The sequence below is a fragment of the Paenibacillus uliginis N3/975 genome (genome assembly GCF_900177425.1).
GTDB lineage: Bacteria > Bacillota > Bacilli > Paenibacillales > Paenibacillaceae > Paenibacillus_AQ > Paenibacillus_AQ uliginis.
Map to the genome: position 1 here is coordinate 6,418,666 of NZ_LT840184.1, position 16,071 is coordinate 6,434,736.

Sequence of the window (16,071 nt, forward strand, 5' to 3'; positions counted from 1 at the left end):
TCTCATAAGTAAATCAGTAACGAAAGAGATGAACAAATAAGGTGTGTATGAACGATGAAAAGAAAAATATATCCCCTAGAGCATATTGAAAAATATCTTATGATTGATGTATTTGTCATTATAGTTTTAGTTTTTAACGTGTTCTTTAAAAAAGACACCATCCATTGGGGGATCAAGGTAGGATTTCTTTTGTTGTTCGTGGCATCTTATTATGTTGGACTATGGTATCGGGACTGGCGGTTGCTTGTGGCCAGTCTCGTTGGCTTCTCATTGCTTTTAACTTTTGGCATTTACGCAGGCAATTGGGTCTTGCTATACGGCTTTGTATTTGCTGATTTGCTTGGCAGAGCCCATCGGATGGCGATTATGATCGTCGGGATGGCTGGAATTATAGCGATGTTTGTGCTGTTCAGTTGGATTAATGCGGGAAGTCCTTTTGCGTTTATTTCAACATTGGAACTTCTGTTTATGGTTGCCCAGCTTGTAGTGCCTGTTGTGGTGTATACGAGAGGAAAGGCGAATATCTTGAAGGAAAAGCTGGCGGTCGCCAATGCCCAGCTTGAGCGATATATTCAGGAGGAGGAACGAAATCGGATTGCTAGGGATCTCCATGATACGCTCGGTCAGACCTTAACGATGATCAAATTGAAAAGTGAGCTAACGATGAGATTGGTGGAGAAAAACCCGGAAAAGGCGAAACATGAGCTGCATGATATTTTGAACACTTCACGTTATGCGTTAAAGCAGGTGAGGGAGCTCGTCACCGACATGAAATTTATTTCCCTTAAGAAGGAAATGGAACTTTCAAAGGATATTTTACAAAATGCTGGAATTGAATTAGTCGTGAAGGATGAGGGGGCCATGCTCCCCTTGTCGAATGTGGCCGAAACGATGCTGGCACTTTCCGTTAGAGAAGCCATTACCAACATCATTAAACATAGCTTAGCCGACCAGTGTACAATCACACCATACGTTGAGACGGAGTATTACTGTATCCAAGTGAGCGATAACGGGCATGGAAACTTGAGACAGGGAGAAGGAAACGGCTTGCACACGATGAAGGAAAGAATGACGATGCTGCAGGGAGATATGTATATGATGGCAAGTCCGGGCCAAGGAACGGTTATTACGCTTAAGGTACCACTGATAAGCAACGGGAGGGTGTAGCGAGGTGATACGTATAGTCATCGCAGAAGATCAGAAATTGCTTCGGGGGACGTTGACAGCGTTGTTATCTATGGAGGAGGATATGGAAATCGTAGCGGAAGCAGAGAATGGACAGGCGGCATGGGAAGCTATTGGTCATTATGAGCCGGATGTGTGCTTGCTCGACATCGAGATCCCTTTCCTTTCAGGACTTGAAATTGCAGAGAGACTCAGACAAGAAGGACGCTCCACAAAAATCATCATCGTAACGACATTCGCTCGCCCCGGTTTCTTGCAAAAAGCAATGGAATTAAAGGTAGAAGGCTATTTATTAAAAGATGAACCGATTGATTTCTTAATCCAATCCATCCGCAAGGTAATGGCTGGTGAGCGAGTGATTAGCACCGACTTGGCGGCGGTTCTTTTCCTTAGGGAAGAAAATCCGCTAACCGAACGCGAAACGGATGTATTGCGATTGTCCAAGTCTGGACTGTCGACCAAGGAAATAGCCAAGCAATTATTTCTGACGGAGGGGACCGTCCGGAATTACTTGTCTATCGCCATTCAAAAGCTAGGGGTGCAGACCAGGCAGCAGGCGACTGAAAAAGCGAATGAGCGCGGGTGGATTTCGTAAACAGGGTAAATATCAGTACTAAAAGGTGCTGCAAGCTCTGCCATGTTGGAGAGAGCTATGCTGGAAATGGTATAATTGCAAAAAGGCATTAGAGTGGGAGGCATGAATGATGAGAGAGGATCTTTTGGCACAGCTGGATGAGTGGCATGAAGAAGATGAATTTGAAGAAATCGTAGATGCCGTTATGGAGATTCCTACGGAGGACAGAGATTATGTACTGATCAGTCATTTGGGCAGAGCGATGAATAATCTCGAACGTTACGAAGAGGCGATTGAACAGTTCTTAACCATTTCAGAAGAGGGTAAGGATGATCCGCTTTGGCATTACCGCATGGGGGTTGCCTATTATTATTTGGAACAATATGATGATGCCTTAAGAGAATTTGAAATCGCAGATCAATTAGATCCTGAAGATGAGGATACTTTGGAGTTCCTGGATTGGATTCGGAGTAAAACCGCTCAGAAGACTGCAGAAGAGGCCACTGTGTCTAGTGTCCAGTTTGATACGGACTTCGATTTCACGAACTTTTGGGATGACAGTGAGCATGCGTTGGAACAATATGTTTCGGATCCCCCCACAGATGAGCTAATTGCTTCCGTGGAAGAGGAACTGGTCTTCAAGTTGCCAGCTTTCTATATTAATATGATGAAGGTACATAACGGGGGAATTCCCCACAACCGGTGTTTCCCTAAAGGGGAAGCAGTTTGCGGGGCAGAAGACTATATCAGGATTTCAGGTATTCTGGGAATTGGACGAGAGAAGAGAAAGTCGCTGTGCGGAGATTTAGGCAGCCGGTCTGTGATTGAGGATGGAGGTTATCCTGAAATCGGTGTGGTGATTTGTGATTGTCCTTCGGAGTCTAGGGTGGTGATGCTGGATTACCGTTCATCCGGAAATGACAGCGAACCAGAAGTTGTTCATGTGGATAAAGAGAATAATCACAAGATTACCAGCCTTGCCCCAAACTTTGAGGCTTTTATTCGCGGATTGGTGAATGAGGAGATTTACGAGGTTTAAGCAGTAGCATGGCTTATCTAGACACCGGCTGGACATATACAGCATCTTGGAAAATGCGGATAGGCGCAGGTCTATCAAAGAAACCACTCCAAATTCAAATTAGGAGTGGTTTTACTTTATATACCAATATATATCTTATGGTCAAACTGTACTTTATGTTTAGATATACTACGGGGAGCCGTAAAGCTTTTTAACCCTGTTCCTCTCCATCCATGCAGTAGCCCAGTCAACCAGCGGCCGTTGTTCCAGAAATCGGACTTCGGCGTTTCCGACTCTATGAATTCTGATATTCATTTCTTTATCATATTCCTCGCCTAAGCGGACAAAATCTCCATCGTCCACAGCCTGTGTTTCGTAAGTTACCCACTTTCGCTTGCCTTCATCCATAATTGCACTGCTTTCATAGACAAATTTCTTAGTAGGATAATTGGCTCTGGTTTCCGACAGATGCAGCGACGTATTTTTATCATAGCCGACGCCTATTAAGAGCACATAACCATTCAGTTGATACAATTTATCCAACGGAGAGCCCTTGCTAAAAATATTGCATAAATCATGGTTTTGCGTTAAATATTCCGCATGCTTGCCTACTGCGGCTATAGATCGTGCAGGGTGATCTGATCGTTTGGATCCCGGCCACTTGCGAAACATTTCGGCCACGACTCCCATGCTGATTGCCGGAGTAATTTCTTTATCATAGGCGGGCCAGTGTTCCCGAATAATCGGCCACCATTCCATAGGTTCTTCCCAGTGGACGCCTGTTGAAGGATCGAGATTCTTCCATGTCTGGGATGGCATCATCAATGTCCCTTCTTCACCGACAATTTCAAGAAGGGACCGAATTAATGTTTCGGGTCCACCTACAACAAAACCGAGTTTGCTTAAAGAAGCATGTACGAATATGTGTTGTCCTTTTGTTAGTCCGCAGTTTTTAAATTGGTTGATTAGATCTTCTTTCGTTAAGATGGCTCTTGTTTCTTTTATTTCAGTCATATTACCTCCGCCTTTCATTAAAAAAAAGACAACCCCGCTGCAAGTAGCGGGGTTGTCTCTAGCGTAGCCAGGGAAGCAGTGCCCTTCGATTAATTTTCTATATTATACCAGCTACATTCATTTACAACAATATCTCCTGGCAGAAAAATTTGCCGTTACAGCAGCGTGGTGCCAATCGCTAGAACTACTCTGTCCGCTTCAATTTGAAGCGGAGCACTAGTGACTGCAGTTCTTCGGCGATGCCGGCAAGATGCGCAGCGGAGGCGGCAACTTCCTCCATCGAAGCATTCTGTTCTTCGCTAGAAGCGGCGACAAGGTCGACCTCTTGTCCAGTGGCCTGGCTAAGGGCACTAGATTTATCAAACGCCGTAATCATCTCTTTATTTGACTCCATCAACCGTTCGCTGACGCTAGCCACTTGGCCGAGCTGCGTGTCAATGCGTCCAATCGCTTCATACATCTCCTTGAACTGTAGCTCGACCGATTGCGTCATTTCGCTTCCGGTTGCGGCAGATTCCACGCCTTCCTCCATGCGTCCAACCATGTGGCGGGCACGTTCCTGCACCTCCCTGATTAAGGTGGCAATCTTCTCGGCGGCAGACGCTGTCTGATCAGCCAGCTTGCGCACCTCCAGAGCGACGACGGCAAATCCGCGGCCTTCCTGACCGGCCCGCGCCGCTTCAATGGAGGCGTTCAGCGCAAGTAAATTGGTCTGCGAAGCAATTTCCTGAATGAAATTCGTTACCCCGCTAATTTCCCCGGCAACCTGGTTTAGCTCCTCCGTCTCATTTTTAGAGCGATTGGAGTGCTCAAGAATGGTATCCATCTGTTGTCTCGCGGCGCCGAGAGATTTCTCCCCTTTGTTCGCCAGAACATTGATCAATTGAGACATTTCAGTGCTCTTATGTATAGTGCGAATGGCATCATCGAGTTCATGCTGGGCATGCTCCGCCGTTTGCTTAACGGCGTCCATGCTTACATTCATATCGGACGACATGGACGATATTTCTTGCATGGAGGAGGCGACTTGTTCAATCGTTACGACGTTCTGCTCTGAAGTAGCGGACAATTGCTGCGAAGAAGCAGATATTTGCTCGGAATGATCGGTAATTAGCAGCAGCACATCGGACAACGATTGCGACATCGTATTGAAGTTCGATTGCAGTTGCCCAATCTCATCCGTTCTTCCGCTCTCGATGGACCGGACAGTCAAATCGCCATGGGCGATGGAGTCGGTCAGTTGCTTCAATTGCAGTACAGGTCGTATCATCCGTTTCATGAATACCCAAATAAATAAGGAAATGAGGGCTAGCAGCAGTGCGATAAACAGGAACGAAATCCACAACAAGGGTCCGGTTTTATGATTAATTTCACTCCAATCAATGACGGATACAACGTTTAAGCCGAGCGAATTTTGATTGTTAAAATGGTAATATTCCTGACGATCTTTATCGGCAAGCATGAACGAGCCTTCAGCTTGATTGCGCATCACTTGGAACCGCTCGTCTTGAAGCGGCTCACCTTGCTGGAATCGCGGATGCGACAACGTTACGTTGTTCCGATCGAACAAGCTGACATATCCCTGTTCTCCGATCTTGTATGTACCTACCAGTTTGTTTAAGTGATCGATGGCAACATCGATTCCTGCTACGCCTGAACCGTCGGAAAGCGTCTTGGCAAACGTAATGACGTAGCTTCCAGTTACGACGTCGATATATGGAGACGTCATAATGATCTGACCTTTATTCTGAATCGCTTGCTTGTACCATTCGCGTGTAGTCGGATCGTAACCTTTGCTGTCCTCATCAGAAGAGTTGTAGTATCGATCGTCGTAGAACATGAAAGCGGCCAACACATTATCGATGTCTTCCTCTATATGGATGATACGGTCTTTGATATGCGCTTCCGATTTTTCTCCTGGAGGGACACTGAAATCGGCAAAGCTGTCAATTGTGACGGAATAATCACTGTGCGAATTATTAAGAACATGAGTAATCATTGTTGTAACGGCTTCGACTTGGGACAACAATTCACGCTCTAGTTGGTTGCGAGCAAGTTGTGTCAAGGAAAGGCTTAGAATGACGGTGGGGACGGCGATAAGCAAGACAAGGAAGAGCAGCATCTGCTTAGATAGGGATGCTTTATAACGGGTAAACACTTTTTTGATCATCTGTGATGACTCCTCTCAAAGCTGTAAGATAATTAGTTGCTTAGGGCGACAATATTAATTATTTTATATTTAATATTTATCGGAAAATTGGAAATAAAAGTGTATATAAAACACGTTCTTAAATAATAGTAATTAGTGGAAAATAGTAATAACAACCCCGAACCCGTGATTTATTAGATTGAAATTACTGAAAATGACGGACAGCAGTAAACGAAGTATCAAAAAAGGGATGGATTTAGCGTATTGGCTATCCATCCCTTTTAAATTTAGCTGTTTTACTTTATATACTAATTTCGGGAGATCTTTATTTAGTTTCGGCTGCCGGAATGCCGACCATGCCGTTTTGACGATACTCGCTTGGCGTGACGCCGTACTTTTTGCGAAACAACTGGGAGAAATGCCGTATGTCCTGATAGCCGATCCGTTCCGCGATCTCCGCCAGCTTCAGCTTTGGATTTTGCAGCAGCTGCTTGGCCTGTTCCAGTCTCAATTGAATCACGTACTCCTTGAAGCCGCAGCCTGTTTTTTGTTTAAACAGCTGACTGAAATAAACTGGATTCAGATAAACGACGGACGCAACCTTATCCAGTGATAAATCTGCATGATAATGCGTTCTGATATACTGCAGGGCTACCTCCACCGCTTGATCGCCGCCGCTGGCATAATGCTCGTAAACCTGTGTCGAGGACGCTTTCCACATGCGCTGAACTTCTCCGGGCACCTGATTGAAATCGCATATCCGCTCTGTACTCATGATTTGGAAGGGCACCTTCAAATACTTGATCAAATGTCCTCTCAGCTGTTCGATCAGGACGGGAAGGCCAGCGCTTTCGTTCAAGGTTACGAGCCCCAAGAGGCTTTTGTTGTCCAAAATGCTGACAAAACCGTTCCCATATTGATGGATCAACTCCTCCAGCACGTTTTCGATAATAAAATGCTCCAGCCTCACGACTTTATCCGTCTCCATCCTGACCATCAGAAGGTGGAAATCCGGATGGCTCTCCATAAAAGGGTGGATATCGATTCGTCCGATATCCAGTCCCGATGCCCAGCGCTTAAAGACGGCCTCCCGCAAGTATTTGCGGTTCGCCTGAAGCAGCTGCGCCTCCTTCGTCAGCCGATTTTCCCGCTCGATCTCCTCGCTCAGCTTATCGATCATCTGGCCCAGCACATCCTTGCCGATCGGCTTAAGGAGATAATCCTTGGCTCCCAAACGGACGGCTTCCTGGGCATAGGCAAACTCGGAATAAGCGGAAATGACCACCCATTTCATGTACGGATATCTCTTGCTCGCGATATTCATTAGTTCAAGTCCCGTCATGCTCGGCATGAGGATATCCGTCAGCACAATATGGATCCTGTGGTTGCGCAGGATAATCAGCGCTTCTTCTGGGTTAGACGCCAAATAGGTGCGAAATTCGGGAAAGCGTTGCCGTAATGTCCGCTGAATGCCCTCCCGAATGACCGTTTCGTCATCAACTATGAGAATGTCCATTCCTCTCCACCTTTCCCGGGCAGGGGAATAACGATCGTTACCGTTGTCCCTATTCCGCTTTGGCTCTCAATTCTTAATCCGTAGTAATCGCCAAACATGAGTTTTATCCGCCGGTGTACATTAGGCAGACCGATGCCGCGTCTTGTCGGTTGATCAGGGAGTTCGGCATTCTTCACGGTAAAAGCGCGACCTTTCCCTTTCTCTTCCTCATCCTTGTTCCGGTTCGTCCCGCTGTCCGCAAGCGACTCCCTGATTTGCTGCAGCATCCATTCCTCCATACCGACGCCGTTATCGGCAATAACGATGTGAAGCTCCCGTTCATCAACTTCCGTATACACTCGAAGCACGCCCGGGCGGTCTAGCGGTTCCAGTCCGCTTTTGACCGCATTCTCAATAATCGGCTGAATGGTCATCTTCGGCAGCACAACATTCAGCCAGCGGCTGTCGACTTGAATATCGGTATGGACCCTGCCCTCCAGACGGCTTTCAATAATCGTCATATAATGGCGCATCTGATCGATCTCCTGCTCAAGCGTCGTCCGGGAGGCTTCCTGCCAGTCGCTGCTGTACCGGAACATATGCGACAATGCCAGGACGACGCGTCCCAGCCTGTCATTCTCTCGTTCGTCCAGCATCCAGTAGATCATATCGAGCGTATTGTACAAAAAATGTGGATTCACCTGGGATTGCAGGGCCTGAAGCTGTGCATTCTTCTCGCTGATGGACGCGCTCGTAATCCCGTCGATCAGATCATCCATCCGGTTCACCATCCGATTGAAGGACGATACCAGACTGTTGATTTCCTCAAACGACTTCACGTTCACGGAACCTCTGAAATTCCCCATTTCCACCTGTTTCATCTCCCGGATCAGCAGTTTTAACGGAGAAGCGATATTACGGGAAATCAAGGTGGCCAAGGCGGTAGATATCAGGACCAGAATCAGGATGACATACAAGAGATACTGCCTTGTTTTATCCACTTCGGCGCTGATGTCCCCCTTGGGCGTCAAGCCGTATACTGTCCATTCGGCCATTGCGGCGTTTGCCGCCACAATAAGTTGATCGCTCCGGTTGTCGACAAGGACCTGACCATTCCGGGGACGGGGAAGCTGCCCGAAGCGAAGGGTTTGTACCTTCTTGTCATCCGTGGAAGCGATGACGTGGCTGTCTTTATCGACGATGTAAACCTGACTGTTCGGGCTGATAGTCACATTGGATAGGGCGGCCAGGATGGGCCCGGGCTTGGTTTCAATCAGAACGACTCCCTGTTCTTTTTGGCTCGTTAAATCAAACAGCTTGCGGCCAAACACAAAGACGGGATCCTCCTGAAAGCTGTTGATGACGGAGTTTCGGAACAGGCCCATCCAAACCATCTCCCCATTCGAGTCCTGAAGCTTCCGGTACCATTCCGATGAAGAGTAATCGACATCCACTACACCCGCATATCTGGGTTCATAATGGTAGCTCTTTCCCGCTCTGCTGATGACATGAATCCCGACAATATCATCCCGTGAAAAATAAATGGCGCCAATGATATTGGTGATGGTCCGTTCGTCGATGACGCTAAGCGAAGGATTTTGGCTCTTGTCCCTTTCCTGGAGCAGCCTTAACAGCTCATAATTGCTGTTCAGCGATTTGGTAACACTGTTATATCCCTCAAGGAGCAGATTGAACAGCCCGGCCGTCTGGGAGATGTTTTTCTCCGCCATGTCGCTGATTTTCCCGTGGATAATATCTGTAATTTTCTGATAATACAGAAAGCTTCCGATCAATAAGAGTGCCGTCATACTTGAAAGAAACAGCAGAAACAAACGATTGTGAATAGTATGCTTGCTGCGGCCCACGATAGTCCTTCTCCTTTCAAATATGCGGTATAAAGTCCTTATTTCACCATAACACCGTAGGTATATATCCGTATACGGAAAAAGGAGGATGAAAGTTAACCTTTCACCGCTCCTGAAACCATACCTTTTGTAATTTTATCTGCAAGCAAGAAGTAAATCAGAATGACGGGCAAAGCCCCAAGCACGAGGAAAGCGCCGATAGCCCCGTAATTTACCGAGTACTGGCTGACAAAGCTGTTTACTCCGAACGGAAGCGTCTTTAGCTTTTCGGCAGAAATAAACGTTGCCGCCAAAATGTACTCGTTCCAGATATTAATGAAGGTTAGAATACTGACCGTCATCATTGGAGGAACCGAGATCGGCAGGATAATGCTGCGGAAAATCCGGAATATCCCCGCTCCGTCAATGACTGCGGATTCCTCAATCTCGTGCGGTATGGACTTCATAAAACCGCTGAGGATGAACACGGCAATCGGTGTCTGAAAAGCAATGTAAGGAAGTATGATCGAAAGATGCGTGTTCAGAATGCTCAGATTTTTAAAAATAATCATGAGCGGCAGCAGGGTAGCTTGAAGCGGGATCATCATCCCGATCAAAAAGACCAGTAGCACCATTTGCCCATATTTCCAACGGAATCTGCTGATGGCAAAGGATGCAAGCGAACTTAGCAGCAGCACGCCCGCCATGGTGATCGAAGTCACGAAAAAGCTGTTCAACAGATACCGAAAGTAGTTGCCGGAATTCACCGCATCGGTAAAGTTATTCCACTGCGGGGCGGCCGGCAGCGAGAAGAAGCTGCCCGACAGGATCTCCTCATTCGTCTTCAGCGAGTAAATCAAAAGCCACAGCAGCGGATACAGCTGCGTTATAAGCAGAACGGAAAGGAACAGCAGAACAAGTCCCTTGGCAACGGGTATCTTTTTCTTTTTTTCTACAGTCAGCGGTTTGCCCGAAAAGGCCGGAACGGTCCGACTCATGGCTGCAATCCCTCCTTCACGTATATTTGCGCTCCAGCCGGGAGAACAGGAAGTTAATGATGACGGTTGCCGTCAGGCACAGCACGACAAGAAATGCCGCGATGGAGCTTCCGTACCCGTACTTCATGGATAAGAAGGACATGTTGTACATATGGGTGGAAATCACGTCCGTAGCGTGTGCCGGTCCGCCGCCCGTCATGACCATGATCATGTCAAATGCCTGCAGGGACCCGATAAAAGCAAGCACGATCGATATTTTAAAGATCGGAATATTCATCGGAAACGTAATGTGCCAATCGGCCTTCAACCCATCAGCTCCATCGATTTTTGCCGCTTCGATGACATCGGAGGGGATATTTTGAATCCCGGTAAACTGAATGAGCGTATGGTAACCCAGATACTGCCATAAGGCCACAAAATAAAGTGAATACATCGCTACATCCGGGTCTGTCAGCCAAGCCCTTGTCCAATCGTTGAGATGAAGGGCTTCGAGTAACTGATTCAGCATGCCGCCCATGGAAGCGGGATTATAGATCGTTTTCCACAGCTGGCCGATAATGACCACGGACAGGATCACCGGAAGAAAGTAACTAGATACGAGAAAATTCGGTTTTTTGATAAAACGGTTCAGCAGTATGGCGACAAACAGAGCCACCGGAATCTCCAGCATGGAAAAGACGGCAAACATCAGGGTGCGCTTAACGGAAGGCCAGAAAACCGGATCGTCAAACAAAAGCTTTTTGAAGTTGTCCAGACCTATAAAACGGGATTCGCCAATGCCGTTCCAATCGAGCAGTCCGCTATACATCGATACCAGAATCGGGACAAATACAAGACACACATAGAGCAGCAAACACGGCAGCACGAAAGCGGCTATCGTCCATTTGGAGACTCTCAATACATTCACGTTAAGGCTCTCCTCCTCAATCAGTCCAAATATCAGAGCCGATAATGCATACGCAGGATTCGGCATGGAGGGATCCTTCGGGAAGACCCCTTCATACCGCACGGTTACAGTTTCTATTTATTGCTTTCAAAAGCGGCTTGATGCTCTTTGGCCACTTCGGCAGGATCCTTCTGCTGAACGAACAAATTCTGGATACTCGTCAAGTGAGCCTGGGAAGTTCCCGGATTCATCGTGTTATCAAAAGCAATATCCCCGCCTTTAACCTGCTTAAACAGGTCCAGCACCTCCATCGACATATCCGAATATCCGGCAGTCTTAAAGTCTCCTTCCACTTTTTGCCCCAGACCGATGGCCCCTTTGACCTCAAACGCTATTTTCGGGAATTCCAGCATAAAATAGTTAAGAAAGTCCTTAGTTTCCTCCAGGTGCTTGCTGTTTGCGGATATCGCAAACGCGCTTCCCGGGGCCAGCATAAACTCGTCAGGATTGCCTTTGCCGTTAACCGTCGGAAATTTGAAGACGCCGACTTTACTGCTTACGGAGGAGGTTTCTATGCCGCCCGTTGCCCAACTGCCCATGTAATACATCGCAGCCTTGCCGGTCTTGAACAGATTCTCGCCGGCGTTGTAATCAAAGGACGTTACCCCTTCCTGGAAGGCTCCGGCCTGAATCAGGTCCTGCATGCTTGCTACCGCTTCCTTGAATGCGGGATCCTCAAACGTTTTCTTGCCGTCCGCAACATCCTTCAGAAATCCTGGTCCGTCGTTAGTGCGCAGCAGAATGTTCATGAACAGGAAGGAACCAGTCCAGGTGTCCTTTTCCCCGATCGCCATCGGCTGAATGCCCTTCGCCTTCAGCTGCTTTACAACGTCCACCATTTCTTCAAAGGTCGTCGGTACTTTCACGCCGGCTTGATCGAACAGCTCCTTGTTGTAATAAACCAGCCCGATATTGTTGCCGTCGGGAAGCGCATACAGATTGCCGTCAAAGGTATACCAATCCAGAATCCCTTCCTGGAATGTGTCCTTAAGCCCGTTCTTTTCCACCATATCATTGAGCGGGGCTAACAGCTTGGCGTCAACAAACGGTTTCATTTGTGCGGATGGATTTACAACCGTAATGTCCGGAACCTCTTTGGAGGCCGCTTGGGTCTTCAGCTTGAGCTTCTGCTGGTCAGTATTCAAGGAGTCGAGTTCAATCTTGATGTTCGGATTTTTAGCCTCGTAATCAGCTACGATCCGCTTCAGCATGGCGTCCTTGGGATCCGTGGGGTCAGTAAAGATATTTTGGAACGTAATCGTAATTTTCTCCTGCTTTGTCTGCCCGGTTCCCCCCGTATCGTTAGAAGCAGTGTTTGATCCGGCCGCATCTTTAGATGTGGATCCTCCACCGCCGCATGCCGTTAAGCTGACAGCCAGGATGCCCGCCATTACTAAGGAAAGAACATTCGACTTCTTTAACATTCGTAATCCCCCTTGTTTATTTGGATAGCTCCATTATCCCTTGGTCATGACAGCCCTTACAATGCGTGAACTTAAGATATTATGTTTGCTTTCTTTAGAATGTTGCATATCTTCAACAGAAACAACCGTCCGGGACAAGCCCGGACGGTTCGTATAAGTAAAAGCCGAGATTTTTTTAAGCTATATACGAGAATCGCTATCGCGGAACATGTTCCTGTAAATTCTGGGAAACAAATATATGGTGAAACCTTTTATTTACTTCACACGTCGTAAACCTAAGAACAAGAAATAACAATACCAATACACATCAAGGAGAGTATACACCATGAAAAAACAATCTTTCGTTCTTATGCTAGCAATCGTGTTAACTCTAGCGCTTAGCGCATGTTCCAACAATGAGGCGGCACCGATCGAATCAACTGTACCAGTAAAAGAAATGGTTGATAAGATGATTACAGAAGTAGAGCAACCGTCATTAATGGAGCTAGATGCAGATTCAGTGAAACAGCAATACCATTTAGATCCTGCCTTACTTGAGGATTATACCGTTAGGATTCCGATGATGAATGTGAAGACGAACGAAATTTCTGTCTTAAAAGTCAAGGATGAGAAAGACATCCCGACTATCGAGACCGCTATTAAACAATGTGCAGCAGACGTGCAAAAACAATTCGAAACATACCTTCCAGACCAATACGAGAATGCCAAGAATTATAAGCTTGTTACGAAAGGCAACTATCTGTTATTCGTTATTTCCGAAGACGCTGATGAGCTTGTGAAGTCATTCGATAGTTTCTTTGTTCAAAAGTAATCTTCCATGCTATTCAGCAGCCTACTGTTCCTATTCGTGTTCTTGCCGTTCGTCCTTGCGCTGTATTACATTTCGCCTTGGCGAATTAAAAATCTGATCTTATTCTTAAGCAGCCTCATCTTCTATGCGTGGGGCGAACCCGTATACATTGTCATCATGTTGCTATCCACCATTACAGATTACAGCTTCGGTCTACTACTCAGTAGGCCGAAGCTAAGTGCTGTTCAACGGAAGTGGATTGTCGTATGTTCCGTTGTCGTAAATCTGGGATTGCTATCGTACTTCAAATACGCAGATTTTCTTATTCTGAATGTGAATGAACTACTTGGAACGAATATCCCTTTAACAGAGCTACCGCTCCCGATCGGCATATCATTCTATACGTTTCAATCTATGTCCTACATCATTGATGTATATCGCGGAACGGCAAAAGCGCAGCGTAATTGGATTGACTTTGGGACGTTCGTCGCCTTGTTTCCGCAATTGGTTGCGGGTCCAATAATTCAATACAATACAATCGCAGAGCAATTACGTAAGCGTTCGGTGAATATCGAGAAGTTTGCGGAAGGGGTCAGGCGCTTCACGATTGGACTGGCCAAAAAGGTGCTACTTGCCAATAATATAGGACTACTCTGGGATACCATCTCTAGGTCTGACCTCGATACCATGCCTGTATTAACGGCTTGGCTAGGTATTATTGCTTTTGCTTTTCAAATCTACTTCGACTTTAGTGGTTATTCCGATATGGCTATTGGACTTGGTCTAATGTTCGGATTTCAATTTAACGAGAACTTCAACAAGCCTTATACCGCCCAGAGCATTACTGACTTCTGGCGCAGATGGCATATTTCTCTTAGCAGTTGGTTCCGTGATTACGTCTACATCCCGCTTGGTGGTAATCGCCGAGGACTTGGCATTCAATTGCGCAATATTCTAGTCGTATGGATACTTACAGGTATTTGGCATGGAGCAAGTTGGAATTTCTTATTATGGGGGTTGTACTTCGGCGTTATTCTCATCATCGAAAAATGGTGGGGTTTACGGTTACTGAGTCGCTTACCACGCTTCGTAAGACACATCTATGCACTTTTACTTATCCTCATTGGATGGGTGTTGTTTACTTTTGATCAACTTCCTATGGTGCGAGGCTATTTACAAGCGATGATGGGATTCAATCACCAACCACTCTTGGACAACACTACACTATACTTTGCATACACGAACGCGATTTTGATTATAGTATTGGTTATTGCATCTATGCCAAGGAAACAGCCCACGAAACATGAGACTAGACATCTATTGTCTCTCGTCTGGTATGGTTTACTATTCTTCCTATCAGTCGCCTACTTAGTAGACGCAACATTTAACCCATTTCTATATTTCCGATTCTAACTATGAGGAGGCTGTAGTTGATGAAGCAAAGGGCAGATCAGTTACTAGTTGGGGGATTTGTCCTAACGCTGTTTCTCATGTTGTTAACCTTTCTCTTACTTCCAAAGGAACATTTCTCCGAGTTAGAAAATCGCGTTCTACAGAGCGCTCCACATCTGACATGGGACAATCTTTTGTCCAAAAAGTATGCCGAAGATGCTGAAAGTTTCGTAACAGATCAATTTCCTTTTCGTTCAAAGTGGTTAGCGGTTAAATCCTCTGTTGAACAATTACGGCTACAGCAAGAGAACAACGGGATTTATAAAGGACATTCGGGCTATTTGTTCGAAAAGTTCGTTGAACCTGATTATTCTAAGATTCAACAATACGCGGAATCTATAAAACAATTTGCCATTAGCCATCCAGAAGCGAACACCACCTTTATGCTCGCACCTACATCGGTTGGCATTTACGCTGACCGGTTACCCTGGCTAGCTCCAAACTACTCTCAATCTAAGGTAAATCAATATATCGCTGATTACGTGCGGGGCAGCGTGTCGTTTATGGATGGATTTGAGTTCCTGAGCCCATATGCTTCAGAACCGATTTACTATCGAACCGATCACCATTGGACGACGAATGGTGCCTACTTAGCTTATGTAGCTTATGCCGAGAAGATGGGCTGGCATCCTTTGTCCAAGAAGGAATTCCATATTCAAACCGTGAGCAATTCGTTCCTAGGAAGTTACCATACCCGGAGTCAGTTTAACGGTGTAACCCCGGATTCCATTGAAGTCTACAAGCCTATTCAGCCCATATCGACCGAGATGTATATCGCAGATACAGGCGAAGCGTTAACGAACATGTATGATGCCAGCTTTTTAGAGAAAAAAGATCAATATTCCTACTTCTTAAGCGGGGTTCATGCCCTTATGAAGCTTACAAGCAAGCTTGATCCACATGTTATTAAACAAGAGAAGCTGTTAGTTATCAAAGACTCCTATGCTCATAGCGTAATCCCATTCCTAACACTACATGTGCCAGAAATCCATGTGATCGACATGCGTTATTATAACGGTAGCATCAGCGACTATATGTCCGAGAATGGCATTAAGGACGTGCTATTACTCTTCAATACAGCCACTTTTATTGACAATTCTGCACTCTTGAAATTGGATACGAAGAAAAGATAATAATCAGGTAGTGTTTCAAAGGTAAAAAAGCTAACGCCAGTTGAGTACT

At 46.2% G+C, this 16,071-nt stretch carries 13 protein-coding genes; 6 read left to right on the plus strand and 7 right to left on the minus strand.

Annotated elements, in window-relative coordinates:
• Positions 1-54 precede the first annotated feature (54 nt).
• The 3 genes from B9N86_RS29785 to B9N86_RS29795 all read left to right on the plus strand — a co-directional run bounded on the left by B9N86_RS29785 (position 55) and on the right by B9N86_RS29795 (position 2,798).
• Positions 55-1,167 carry a sensor histidine kinase gene (locus B9N86_RS29785; protein ID WP_208916979.1) on the plus strand — a complete coding sequence of 371 codons (1,113 nt, stop codon included), beginning with the start codon at positions 55-57 and terminating at the stop codon, positions 1,165-1,167.
• A 4-nt stretch (positions 1,168-1,171) separates the two neighbouring features.
• The gene (locus B9N86_RS29790; protein ID WP_208916981.1) at positions 1,172-1,780 is read left to right on the plus strand and encodes a response regulator transcription factor; all 609 of its coding nucleotides are present in this window, start codon (positions 1,172-1,174) and stop codon (positions 1,778-1,780) included.
• Positions 1,781-1,889: 109 nt separating this feature from the next.
• Positions 1,890-2,798 (plus strand): SMI1/KNR4 family protein, encoded by a 909-nt coding sequence (locus tag B9N86_RS29795; protein WP_208920973.1) that lies wholly within the window; start codon positions 1,890-1,892, stop codon positions 2,796-2,798.
• Between the two features lie 168 nt (positions 2,799-2,966).
• On the opposite strand, the gene B9N86_RS29800 is transcribed toward B9N86_RS29795, so the two are convergent.
• The 7 genes from B9N86_RS29800 to B9N86_RS29830 all read right to left on the minus strand — a co-directional run bounded on the left by B9N86_RS29800 (position 2,967) and on the right by B9N86_RS29830 (position 12,647).
• Positions 2,967-3,791, minus strand: coding sequence for an AAC(3) family N-acetyltransferase (locus B9N86_RS29800; RefSeq protein WP_208916983.1), 825 nt, complete (start codon positions 3,789-3,791; stop codon positions 2,967-2,969).
• 184 nt (positions 3,792-3,975) lie between these two features.
• Complete coding sequence (locus tag B9N86_RS29805; protein WP_208916985.1) at positions 3,976-5,961, minus strand: methyl-accepting chemotaxis protein; 1,986 nt, start codon at positions 5,959-5,961, stop codon at positions 3,976-3,978.
• 304 nt (positions 5,962-6,265) lie between these two features.
• Complete coding sequence (locus B9N86_RS29810) at positions 6,266-7,456, minus strand: response regulator (RefSeq protein ID WP_208916987.1); 1,191 nt, start codon at positions 7,454-7,456, stop codon at positions 6,266-6,268.
• Positions 7,441-9,300: a sensor histidine kinase gene (locus tag B9N86_RS29815; RefSeq protein ID WP_342193426.1), complete on the minus strand. Its 1,860-nt coding sequence runs from the start codon at positions 9,298-9,300 to the stop codon at positions 7,441-7,443. The genes B9N86_RS29810 and B9N86_RS29815 overlap by 16 nt, the downstream gene beginning before the upstream one ends.
• 95 nt (positions 9,301-9,395) lie before the next feature.
• Entirely contained in the window at positions 9,396-10,277 is an 882-nt protein-coding gene (locus tag B9N86_RS29820; RefSeq protein WP_208916989.1) for a carbohydrate ABC transporter permease, read from the minus strand.
• Between the two features lie 16 nt (positions 10,278-10,293).
• Positions 10,294-11,184: a carbohydrate ABC transporter permease gene (locus B9N86_RS29825; protein ID WP_208916991.1), complete on the minus strand. Its 891-nt coding sequence runs from the start codon at positions 11,182-11,184 to the stop codon at positions 10,294-10,296.
• A 113-nt stretch (positions 11,185-11,297) separates the two neighbouring features.
• The gene (locus B9N86_RS29830; protein ID WP_208916993.1) at positions 11,298-12,647 is read right to left on the minus strand and encodes an extracellular solute-binding protein; all 1,350 of its coding nucleotides are present in this window, start codon (positions 12,645-12,647) and stop codon (positions 11,298-11,300) included.
• A gap of 325 nt (positions 12,648-12,972) precedes the next feature.
• On the opposite strand from B9N86_RS29830, the gene B9N86_RS29835 reads away from it, so the two are divergent.
• From B9N86_RS29835 to B9N86_RS29845, 3 genes are read left to right on the plus strand one after another with little or no spacing between them, the layout of a single operon-like run.
• Entirely contained in the window at positions 12,973-13,458 is a 486-nt protein-coding gene (locus B9N86_RS29835) for a DUF4358 domain-containing protein (protein ID WP_208916994.1), read from the plus strand.
• Positions 13,459-13,464: 6 nt separating this feature from the next.
• Complete coding sequence (locus B9N86_RS29840) at positions 13,465-14,850, plus strand: MBOAT family O-acyltransferase (RefSeq protein WP_208916996.1); 1,386 nt, start codon at positions 13,465-13,467, stop codon at positions 14,848-14,850.
• A 20-nt stretch (positions 14,851-14,870) separates the two neighbouring features.
• On the plus strand, positions 14,871-16,022 hold the full coding sequence (locus B9N86_RS29845) for a DHHW family protein (protein ID WP_208916998.1): 1,152 nt from the start codon (positions 14,871-14,873) through the stop codon (positions 16,020-16,022).
• The last annotated feature ends 49 nt before the right edge of the window (positions 16,023-16,071 follow it).

Coding starts and splice junctions, on each gene's coding strand:
- B9N86_RS29810 (WP_208916987.1), bottom strand. CDS start 7,456: ATGGACATTCTCATAGTTGATGACGAAACGGTCATTCGGGAGGGCATT.
- B9N86_RS29805 (WP_208916985.1), bottom strand. CDS start 5,961: ATGATCAAAAAAGTGTTTACCCGTTATAAAGCATCCCTATCTAAGCAG.
- B9N86_RS29795 (WP_208920973.1), top strand. CDS start 1,890: ATGAGAGAGGATCTTTTGGCACAGCTGGATGAGTGGCATGAAGAAGAT.
- B9N86_RS29820 (WP_208916989.1), bottom strand. CDS start 10,277: ATGAGTCGGACCGTTCCGGCCTTTTCGGGCAAACCGCTGACTGTAGAA.
- B9N86_RS29845 (WP_208916998.1), top strand. CDS start 14,871: ATGAAGCAAAGGGCAGATCAGTTACTAGTTGGGGGATTTGTCCTAACG.
- B9N86_RS29800 (WP_208916983.1), bottom strand. CDS start 3,791: ATGACTGAAATAAAAGAAACAAGAGCCATCTTAACGAAAGAAGATCTA.
- B9N86_RS29835 (WP_208916994.1), top strand. CDS start 12,973: ATGAAAAAACAATCTTTCGTTCTTATGCTAGCAATCGTGTTAACTCTA.
- B9N86_RS29840 (WP_208916996.1), top strand. CDS start 13,465: ATGCTATTCAGCAGCCTACTGTTCCTATTCGTGTTCTTGCCGTTCGTC.
- B9N86_RS29830 (WP_208916993.1), bottom strand. CDS start 12,647: ATGTTAAAGAAGTCGAATGTTCTTTCCTTAGTAATGGCGGGCATCCTG.
- B9N86_RS29785 (WP_208916979.1), top strand. CDS start 55: ATGAAAAGAAAAATATATCCCCTAGAGCATATTGAAAAATATCTTATG.